Genomic DNA, 9,260 nt, shown 5'->3' with positions numbered 1-9,260 from the left:
GGTGCGGGCGCGTCGGGCCGGCGGTCGAAGGCGCGCAGCGAGCGCGGGCGGGTGGTCGGCTCCCGGCGTCCCGAGGGCAGCGTCACCAAGCTGCACCTGGTCGACACCGTGCTCGCTGCCGCACCGCACCAGCGGGCCCGCGGCCGCAGCGGCGCCGGGCTGCGCCTGCAGCACGAGGACCTGCGCCAGGCCACGCTGGAGGGCCGCGAGGGCAACCTCGTCCTCTTCGTGGTCGACGCCAGCGGCTCGATGGGCGCCCGCTCCCGGATGGCCGCGGTGAAGGGCGCCGTCCTCTCGCTGCTGATGGACGCCTACCAGCGCCGGGACAAGGTCGGGCTGATCACCTTCCGCGGCGCGGACGCCGAGCTGACCCTGCCGCCCACCTGGTCGGTGGAGGCCGCCGCCGCCCGGCTGACCAGCCTGCCCACCGGCGGGCGCACCCCGCTCGCCGCCGGGCTGCTCCGGGCGCACGAGACGCTGCGGCTGGAGCGGGTCCGCGACCCGCAGCGCCGCCCGCTACTCGTCGTCGTGACCGACGGCCGGGCGACCGGGCCGCGCGGCGGCGACCACCTCTCCGACGCCCGCCGGGCCGCCGGCCTGCTCGCCGCGGCCGGGACGGCGAGCGTCGTCGTCGACTGCGAATCCGGGCCGGTGCGGCTGGGCCTGGCCGCGTCGCTGGGCACGGCGCTGGGCGCGCAGACGATGCGGCTCGAGGAACTCGGCGCGGAGTCGCTGGTCCGCACGGTGCGAGAGGCCGCCTGATGCCGCAGGGACAGGTCACCGCGGTCCCGGTCGACGGGCTGACCACCCGGCAGCGCCGCAACCGACCGCTGCTCGCCGTGCACACGGGCGAGATGAAGGGCAAGTCCACCGCTGCCTTCGGGATGGCGATGCGGGCGTGGAACCAGGGCTGGTCGATCGCGGTCTACCAGTTCGTCAAGAGCGCCAAGTGGAAGGTCGGCGAGGAGAACGCGCTGACCGCACTGGGCCGGGTGCACGAGACCACCGGCGAGGGCGGCCCGGTGGTCTGGCACAAGATGGGCTCGGGCTGGTCGTGGTCGCGCAAGCACGGCGACGAGACCGACCACGCCGGTGACGCCGCCGAGGGCTGGGCGCAGATCAAGCGCGACCTGGCCGCCGAGGCGCACCGGTTCTACGTGCTCGACGAGTTCACCTACCCGCTGAAGTGGGGCTGGGTCGACATCGAGGACGTCGTCGAGACGCTGACGAACCGGCCGGGCAGCCAGCACGTCGTCATCACCGGGCGCAACGCCCCGCCGGCGCTGATCGAGGCCGCTGACCTGGTCGTGGAGATGACCAAGGTCAAGCACCCGATGGACGCCGGCCAGAAGGGCCAACGGGGGATCGAGTGGTGACCCACCCGGCCACCAAAATGGCCATTTTGGTGGTTTCTGAGGAACCGGCGCGTTCCTGCTCGGCCACCAAAATGGCCATTTTGGTGGAATGCGGGGTCAGGCGATGAGGGTGCCGCGGATCGTGGTGGCCGCGCCGTCGTCCAACGCCGGGAAGACGTCGATCACCACCGGGCTGATCGCCGCGCTGACCGCCCGCGGGCTCACCGTGAGCCCGCACAAGGTCGGCCCCGACTACATCGACCCGGGCTACCACGGTCTCGCCGCCGGCCGCCCGGGCCGCAACCTGGACAAGTGGCTGGTCGGCGACGACCGGATCACCCCGCTGTTCCTGCACGGCTCGCGGGGCGCCGATGTCGCGGTGGTCGAGGGCGTGATGGGGCTGTTCGACGGCGCCGCGCACGCCAGCGTCGAGCCCGGCTACGGCTCCACCGCCCAGGTCGCCGCGCACCTGCAGGCCCCGGTGGTGCTGGTCGTGGACGCGGCGTCCCAGGCCCGCAGCGTGGCCGCGCTGGTGCACGGGTTCGCCACCTTCGACCCGACGGTGCGGATCGGCGGCGTCGTCCTCAACCGGGTGGGCAGCGACCGGCACGAGGCGATCCTGCGCGAGGCGCTGGGCACGGCCGGGGTTCCGGTGCTCGGTGCGGTCCGCCGGATCGCGGAGCTGCAGACGCCGTCCCGGCACCTGGGCCTGGTGCCGGCCGCCGAGCGGTCGGCGGAGGCGGTGCGCACCGTGCGCGCGCTGGGCGCGGTGGTGGAGTCGAGCATCGACCTGGACGCCGTCCTGCGGCTGGCCCGCACCGCGCCGGACCTCACCGGCGAGCCCTGGGACCCGGCCGCCGAGGTGACCCCGGTCGAGGGCCGCCCGGTCGTCGCGGTGGCCGGCGGCCCGGCGTTCACCTTCGGCTACGCCGAGGCCGCCGAGCTGCTCACCGCGGCCGGCGCCGAGGTCGTGACCGTCGACCCGCTGCGGGACGACGCACTCCCCGAGGGCACCCGGGCGCTGGTCGTCGGCGGCGGTTTCCCCGAGGTGCACGCCAGCGCGCTCAGCGCGAACGTCGGCCTGCGGACGGCGATCGCCGACCTCGCCGCCCGCGGCGGCCCGATCGCCGCGGAGTGCGCCGGGCTGCTGTACCTCTCCCAGGAGCTGGACGGCGAGCCGATGTGCGGTGTGCTGCCCACGACGACGGCGATGCACCCCAAGCTCACGCTGGGCTACCGCGCTGCGGTGGCGCTCACCGACAGCGTGCTGGCACCGGCCGGCACCCGGGTGCGCGGGCACGAGTTCCACCGCACCACCGCCGGTCCGGCCGCCGGGGCGACCCCAGCCTGGCAGTGGAACGCCGACGGGCCGGAGGGCTTCGTGACCGGCAACGTGCACGCCTCCTACCTGCACCTGAACTGGGCCGGCTCCCCCGGGATGGCCACCCGCTTCGTCGCCGCTGCCGCGCGGGTCCCCCAGGAGGTCGGGCATGCACATCGCTGAGGGGTTCCTGCCACCCGCGCACGCCATCGGCTGGACGATCGCCGCCGCCCCGTTCGTCGTCCACGGTGCCCGGGCCGTGGTCAAGGAGGTGCGCGAGAACCCGGAGTCGACCCTGCTGCTCGGCGCTGCCGGGGCGTTCACCTTCGTGCTGAGCGCGATCAAGCTGCCCTCGATCACCGGCAGCTCCAGCCACCCGACCGGCACCGGGCTGGGCGCCGTCCTGTTCCGACCACCGGTGATGGCCCTGCTCGGCACGGTGGTGCTGCTGTTCCAGGCACTGCTGCTCGCGCACGGCGGGCTGACCACCCTGGGCGCCAACGCGTTCTCGATGGCGGTGGTCGGTCCCTGGGCCGGCTACGCCGTCTACCGGCTGGTCCGGCGCAGCGGGGGCGGGCTCCTCCCCGGGGTCTTCGCCGCGATGGCCGTGGCCGACCTGGCCACCTATGTGACGACGGCGCTGCAGCTGGCCTGGGCGCACCCCGACGCGGCCAGCGGCTTCGCGGGGGCGGCGGCGAAGTTCCTGTCCGTCTTCGCGTTCACCCAGGTGCCGCTGGCGATCGGCGAGGGCCTGCTCGGCGTCCTGCTGTTCCGGGTGCTGGTGGTCAACGCCCGCCCCGAGCTGGAGCGCCTCGGCGTCCTCCGCCGCACACCGGAGCCCGATCAGGCCCCGGTGCCCGAGCCCACCCCGGGGGGTGAGCGATGAGGCGGCACCTGGTCACCGCACTGCTGGTGCTGGCCGTGATCGCCCTCTTCGCCACCCCGCTGCTGCTCGACGGCGGCAGCGAGTACGCCGGCACCGACAGCCAGGCCACCGAGCTGATCGAGGACTCCGACGCCGGTTACGAGCCGTGGTTCGAGTCGGTCTTCTCCCCGGGCTCCTCGGAGATCGAGTCCGGTCTGTTCGCCATGCAGGCGGCGCTGGGCGGCGGCGTGCTGGGCTACGTGCTCGGCCGGCTGAAGGGCCGCCGGACGGCGGAGCGACAGCGCCAGACGGCGGAGCGACAGCGCCGGACGGCGGAGCGACAGCGCCAGACGGCGGAGCGACAGCGCCGGACGGCGGAGGAGGCGGCCACGCCCCCCGCGGCGCCGTGACCGGGCTGGCGATCGACGACGCCGCCTGGGCCAGTGCCTGGCGGCTGCGCTCCCCCGCCGACAAGCTGCTGCTCAGCGGAGGACTGGTGCTCGCCGCGCTGGTGCTGCCGGCCTGGCCGGGGAGCCTGCTGGTCGGGTTGGCCGCCGTCGTCCTGGCGCTGGGCCCGGCCCGGGTGCCGGCGCGCACGTTCGGCCGCGCGGTGCGGCTGCCGCTGGCGTTCATCCTGATCGGGGCGGTCACGGCCGTGGTCCAGGTCGGGGACGGCGGCCTCGGCTGGGCTCCGGACGCCGCCGCCCGGGCAGGCGGGCTGGTCGGGCACGCGGTGGCCGGCAGCGCGGCGGTGCTGCTGCTGGCGACGACGACGCCGATGTCGGACCTGCTGCCTGCGCTGCACCGGATGCGGGTGCCCGACGCCGTGGTCGAGGTGGCCTCGGTGACCTACCGGATGCTGTTCGTGCTGCTCACCAGCCTGTCCACCATCCGCGAGGCGCAGGCCGCCCGGATGGGGCACGCGGGCATCCGGAACTCCTACCGCTCCTCGGGGATGCTGGCCGCCGCGGTGCTGACCCGCTCCTGGGACCGGGCTCGCCGGCTGTCCGACGGGCTCGCCGGGCGCGGCATGGAGACCGGGCTGCGGGTGCTGCCGGAGGTGCTGCCCTCCTCCCCCCGGTTCGTCGCGAGCACCGTCGTCGGGCTGGCCGCCCTGGTCACCGTGAGCGTGCTGGCATGAGCCACCTGACGCTGGCGGCCGAGGGCCTGGTCGCCGGGTACGAGCGGGGCGCCCGGGTGCTGGACGGCGCCTCGCTGACCGTGCCGCCCGGCCGCCGGCTCGCGCTGCTGGGCGCGAACGGATCGGGCAAGACGACGCTGCTGCGCTGCCTGTCCGGGGCACTGGCGCCGGTGCGCGGCCGCATCACCCTGGACGGCGCCGAGCTGCACGCCACCCGCGCGGGCCTGCGCGCCCACCGGCAGGCGGTGCAGCTGGTGCTGCAGGACCCCGACGACCAGCTGTTCAGCGCCTCGGTCGCCCAGGACGTCTCCTTCGGGCCGGTGAACCTGGGCCTGCCCGAGGACGAGGTGCGGGCGCGGGTCGCCGAGGCGCTGGAGCTGCTCGCCGTGGCGCACCTGGCCGGCCGCCCGACGCACCAGCTCTCCTACGGCGAACGGAAGCGGGTCGCCATCGCCGGTGCGGTCGCCATGCGGCCCTGCGTGGTGATGCTCGACGAGCCGACCGCCGGGCTCGACCCGACCGCGGTCGGCGAGGCGCTGGCCGCCCTCGCCCGGCTGCAGGAGGCCGACTCGACGATCGTGATGAGCACCCACGACGTCGACCTGGCGCTGCGCTGGGCCGACGAGGTCGCCGTGGTGGTGGACGGCGGGGTGGTGCAGGGCGCCCCGGACGTCGTCCTGGGCGATGACGCGCTGCTGGCCCGCGCCCGGCTGGACCGCCCGTGGGCGCTCAGCGTCGGCGCCCGGCTGCAGGCCCTCGGGCTGCTGCCCGACGGCGCCCTCCCCCGGGACGCCGACGCGCTGATCGCCGCACTGCCCGACCGCCCGGGGGTGACGGCGTGATCGTGGTGGGCATCGGCGCACGCCCAGGGGCATCCGCCGACGAGCTGCTGGCCGCCGTCGACGCGGTGCTGCCGGCGCCGGAGGGTCCCGTCCGGCTGGCCACGCTGGACAGCCGGGCCGCGGAGCCGGGGCTGCGCGAGGCCGCCGCCCGCCGCGGCTGGCCGCTGACCGGGCACCCGGCCGCCACCCTGGCCGCCGTGCCGGTCCCGGCGCCGTCGGTGCGGGTCGCCGCCGCCGTCGGCACGGCGTCGGTGGCCGAGGCGGCGGCGCTGCTCGAGGGTGGCCGGCTCGTCGTCGGCAAGACGGTGCACGGGCGGGTGACCGTCGCGGTGGCCGTCGAGCCCGACGTCCAGGGCAACGACCTCCGGCAGCCGGACGTCGACCTCCGTCATCACGGGGACGCCGAGGTCGCCCCCGGGCTGGTCGACCTCGCGGTCAACGTCCGCGCCGACGCGCCCCCGCCCTGGCTGCGCGCCGTCCTGGTCGACGCCCTCGATGCCAGCGCCGCCTACCCCGACCCGCGTCCGGCCCGGGCAGCCGTCGCTGCCGCGCACGGCCGCGACCCGGCCGAGGTGCTGCTGACCGCGGGGGCGGCCGAGACGTTCACGCTGGTCGGCCGGGCGCTGCGCCCCCGCCGGGCGGTCGTCGTCCACCCGTCCTTCACCGAGCCCGAGGCCGCCCTGCGCGCCGCGGGCCACCCGGTGGAGCGGCTGCTGCTGCCCGCACCGGGGTACCGGCTGGACCCGGCGGCGGTCCCGGCCGGCGCCGACCTGGTCGTCGTCGGCAACCCGACCAACCCGACCTCGGTGCTGCACCCCGCCGCCGACCTCGCCGCGCTGGCCCGCCCCGGGCGGGTGCTGCTGGTCGACGAGGCGTTCGCCGACACCGTGCCCGGCGAGCCGGAGTCGCTGACCGGCCGCAGCGACCTCCCCGGCCTGCTGGTGGTGCGCAGCCTGACGAAGACCTGGGGCCTGGCCGGGCTGCGGGTCGGCTACGCCCTGGGCCCGGCCGAGCTGGTCGCCGCGCTGGCCGCGCAGCAACCGCACTGGCCGGTCTCGACCCCCGCGCTGGCCGCCCTGACCGCCTGCACCGGCCCGGCCGCCCGGGCCGAGGCCGAGGAGGTGGCGCACCAGCTGACCGCACACCGGACCGCGCTGCTGGCGGCGCTGCCACCCGCGGTCGAGGTGGTCGCGGACCCGCGCTCGTCCTTCCTGCTGCTGCGGGTGCGGGAGGGTGCGCGGGTCCGCGAACGGCTCCGGGAACGCGGCTGGGCGGTGCGCCGGGGCGACACGTTCCCCGGCCTGACCAGCGACCACCTGCGGATCGCCGTCCGCGACCCGGAGACCTCCCGTGCGTTCGCCTCGGCGCTGGCTGAGACCCTTGACCCGATCATCACGACCGAGGAGGTCCGCTGAGCACCGACCCGACCCCCTTCGCCGGCACGCTGCTGGGTGCGACCATCGCGTCCATCGCCCCGCGGGACACCGCCGCCGAGCGGGCCGCCCGGGAGCGGCTGGACCGGATGACCAAGCCCCCCGGCTCCCTCGGGGTGCTCGAGGACGTCGCCGCGCAGCTGGCCGGCACCGCCGGGGCGTGCCCGCCCCCGCTGCCCGAGCCGGCCGCGGTCGCGGTCTTCGCCGGCGACCACGGGGTGCACGCCCAGGGGGTCACCCCGTGGCCGCAGGAGGTCACCGCGCAGATGGTGGCGAACCTCGCCGCCGGCGGTGCGGTGGTCAACGCCTTCGCCGCGCAGCTGGGCGCCGACGTGATCGTCATCGACGTCGGGGTGGCCTCCCCGGTCGGCCCCGCCGCGGGCCTGCTGGAGCGCAACGTCCGCCGCGGCACCGCCGACCTCTCCCTCGGCCCGGCGATGACCCTCACCGAGGCACGGCAGGCGGTCGAGGTCGGCATCGAGGTGGCGACGACGCTCGCCGCCGACCACGGCTGCCTGGTCACCGGCGACATGGGGATCGGCAACACCACCGCCTCCGCGACCCTGGTCTGCGCGTTCACCGGCGCCGCCCCGGGCGAGGCGACCGGCCGTGGCACCGGCATCGACGACCCCACGCTGGCCCGCAAGATCGAGGTGGTCAGCCGCGCGGTCGCCCGGGTGCCGGCCCGCCCGGCCACGCCCGAGGCAGCGCTCGCCGCGCTGGCCGAGCTCGGCGGGCTCGAGCACGCGGCGCTGGCCGGCTTCGTGCTCGGCGCTGCCGCCGCCCGGGTGCCGGTGCTGCTGGACGGCGTGATCGCCGGCTCGGCCGCCCTCGTCGCCGCAGCCCTGTGCCCGGCCGCCCTGGAACACGCCTTCGCCGGTCACACCTCCGCCGAGCCCGGCTCCGGTCAGGCCCTGCGTGCACTGGGCCTGCGCCCGCTGCTCGGGCTGGACCTGCGCCTCGGCGAGGGCACCGGAGCACTGCTGAGCCTGCCCCTCCTGACCAGCGCGGCCCGCGCGCTGCGCGACGTCGCCACCTTCGACTCCGCGGGGGTCACCGAGAAGTGAGCGCCTCTCCCGATCCGGGCACCGTCTACCCGGTGGGTCTGCGGCTGGCCGGTCGCCGCGTCGTCGTCGTCGGCGGGGGCCAGGTCGCGCACCGCCGGGTCGCCGGCCTCCTCGAGGCCCGCGCGCGGGTCACCGTGGTCAGCCCCGAGCTCACGCCGGCCCTCGAGGCGCTGGTCGCGCCCGGTTCGGTCACCTGGCACCCGCGGCGCTGGGTCTCCGGCGACCTGGCCGGTGCCTGGTACGCCGTGGCCGCCACCGACGACCCGGCCGTGAACGCCGCTGTCGCCGCCGAGGCCGAGCGCGACCGGGTGTTCTGCGCCCGCGCCGACGACCGCGGCGCCTCCAGCGTCTGGACCCCGGCGGTCGGCCGGCAGGGCGACCTCGTCATCGGCGTGCACGGCGGCGGTGACCCGCAGCGGGCCATCGGCGTCCGGGACGCGGTGCTGACCGGGCTGACCGACGGCTCCATCGCCGACCGCGCGTCCCGCACGCCCTCGGTGGCGGCCGGCAGCGTCGTCCTGGTGGGCGGCGGGCCGGGCGACCCCGGGCTGGTGACGGTGCGCGGCCGGCAGGCGGTCGCCACGGCGGACGTCGTCGTCGCCGACCACCTGGCCCCGCAGGGGCTGCTGGCCTCCCTGCCGGCCGACGTCCTGGTCATCGACGCCTCCAAGCTGCCGCGCGGTCGCTCGATGGCGCAGGAGCAGATCAACGAGCTGCTGGTCTCGCACGCGCTGGCCGGCCGCCGGGTGGTGCGGCTCAAGGGCGGCGACCCGTTCGTCTTCGGCCGGGGCTACGAGGAGCTGGAGGCGTGCGCGGCCGCCGGCGTGCCGGTCGAGGTCGTGCCGGGCGTGACCAGTGCCATCGCCGTCCCCGGCCTGGCCGGCGTCCCGGTCACCCACCGCGGGATGACGCACGAGTTCGTCGTCGTCTCCGGGCACGTGCCCCCGGGACACCCGGCGTCGCTGGTCGACTGGGCGGCGCTGGGCCGGCTGCGCGGCACCGTCGTGGTGCTGATGGGGGTGGACACCGCCTCGGCCATCTCCGCCGCCCTGGTCGAGCACGGCCGGGCCCCGGAGACGCCGGTCGCCGTGGTCAGCGACGGCGCCACCCCGGCGCAGCGGACCCTGCGCACCACCCTCGCCGGGCTGGGGAAGACCATCGCCGACGAGGGCGTCCGCCCGCCCGCCGTGTGGGTGGTCGGCGACGTGGTGGCCCTCGGCGCCGGCTGATCGCCGA

10 protein-coding genes are annotated in these 9,260 nt (G+C 76.8%); all 10 read left to right on the top strand.

Annotation, left to right across the window (positions count from 1 at the left end):
• Positions 1-762: VWA domain-containing protein (locus tag G5C62_RS10500; protein ID WP_164700927.1), on the top strand; the 762-nt coding region annotated here is incomplete at its 5' end.
• Positions 762-1,376 carry a cob(I)yrinic acid a,c-diamide adenosyltransferase gene (gene cobO / locus G5C62_RS10495; protein ID WP_036332849.1) on the top strand — a complete coding sequence of 205 codons (615 nt, stop codon included), beginning with the start codon at positions 762-764 and terminating at the stop codon, positions 1,374-1,376. The genes G5C62_RS10500 and cobO, both read left to right, overlap by 1 nt.
• A 103-nt stretch (positions 1,377-1,479) precedes the next feature.
• Positions 1,480-2,859, top strand: a complete 1,380-nt coding sequence (locus tag G5C62_RS10490) for a cobyrinate a,c-diamide synthase (RefSeq protein WP_164700926.1) — start codon at positions 1,480-1,482, stop codon at positions 2,857-2,859.
• Positions 2,846-3,562, top strand: coding sequence for an energy-coupling factor ABC transporter permease (locus G5C62_RS10485; RefSeq protein WP_052090498.1), 717 nt, complete (start codon positions 2,846-2,848; stop codon positions 3,560-3,562). The genes G5C62_RS10490 and G5C62_RS10485 overlap by 14 nt, the downstream gene beginning before the upstream one ends.
• Positions 3,559-3,951 carry an energy-coupling factor ABC transporter substrate-binding protein gene (locus G5C62_RS10480; RefSeq protein WP_164700925.1) on the top strand — a complete coding sequence of 131 codons (393 nt, stop codon included), beginning with the start codon at positions 3,559-3,561 and terminating at the stop codon, positions 3,949-3,951. The genes G5C62_RS10485 and G5C62_RS10480 overlap by 4 nt, the downstream gene beginning before the upstream one ends.
• Complete coding sequence (gene cbiQ / locus G5C62_RS10475) at positions 3,948-4,682, top strand: cobalt ECF transporter T component CbiQ (protein WP_052090494.1); 735 nt, start codon at positions 3,948-3,950, stop codon at positions 4,680-4,682. Before G5C62_RS10480 ends, cbiQ begins: the two co-directional genes overlap by 4 nt.
• Positions 4,679-5,524: an energy-coupling factor ABC transporter ATP-binding protein gene (locus G5C62_RS10470; protein WP_164700924.1), complete on the top strand. Its 846-nt coding sequence runs from the start codon at positions 4,679-4,681 to the stop codon at positions 5,522-5,524. Before cbiQ ends, G5C62_RS10470 begins: the two co-directional genes overlap by 4 nt.
• Positions 5,521-6,939, top strand: a complete 1,419-nt coding sequence (cobC, locus tag G5C62_RS10465; RefSeq protein ID WP_241175818.1) for an Rv2231c family pyridoxal phosphate-dependent protein CobC — start codon at positions 5,521-5,523, stop codon at positions 6,937-6,939. Before G5C62_RS10470 ends, cobC begins: the two co-directional genes overlap by 4 nt.
• The gene (gene cobT, locus G5C62_RS10460; RefSeq protein WP_241175819.1) at positions 6,936-8,024 is read left to right on the top strand and encodes a nicotinate-nucleotide--dimethylbenzimidazole phosphoribosyltransferase; all 1,089 of its coding nucleotides are present in this window, start codon (positions 6,936-6,938) and stop codon (positions 8,022-8,024) included. Before cobC ends, cobT begins: the two co-directional genes overlap by 4 nt.
• A complete protein-coding gene (cobA, locus tag G5C62_RS10455) occupies positions 8,021-9,253 on the top strand; it encodes a uroporphyrinogen-III C-methyltransferase (RefSeq protein ID WP_164700923.1) in 1,233 nt (410 codons plus the stop codon). The genes cobT and cobA overlap by 4 nt, the downstream gene beginning before the upstream one ends.
• Positions 9,254-9,260: the final 7 nt, after the last annotated feature.

The sequence above is a fragment of the Modestobacter sp. KNN46-3 genome, assembly GCF_011039295.1.
Note: the sequence above shows the minus strand (reverse complement) of the source record. Positions and strands in the feature narration are given on the sequence as shown.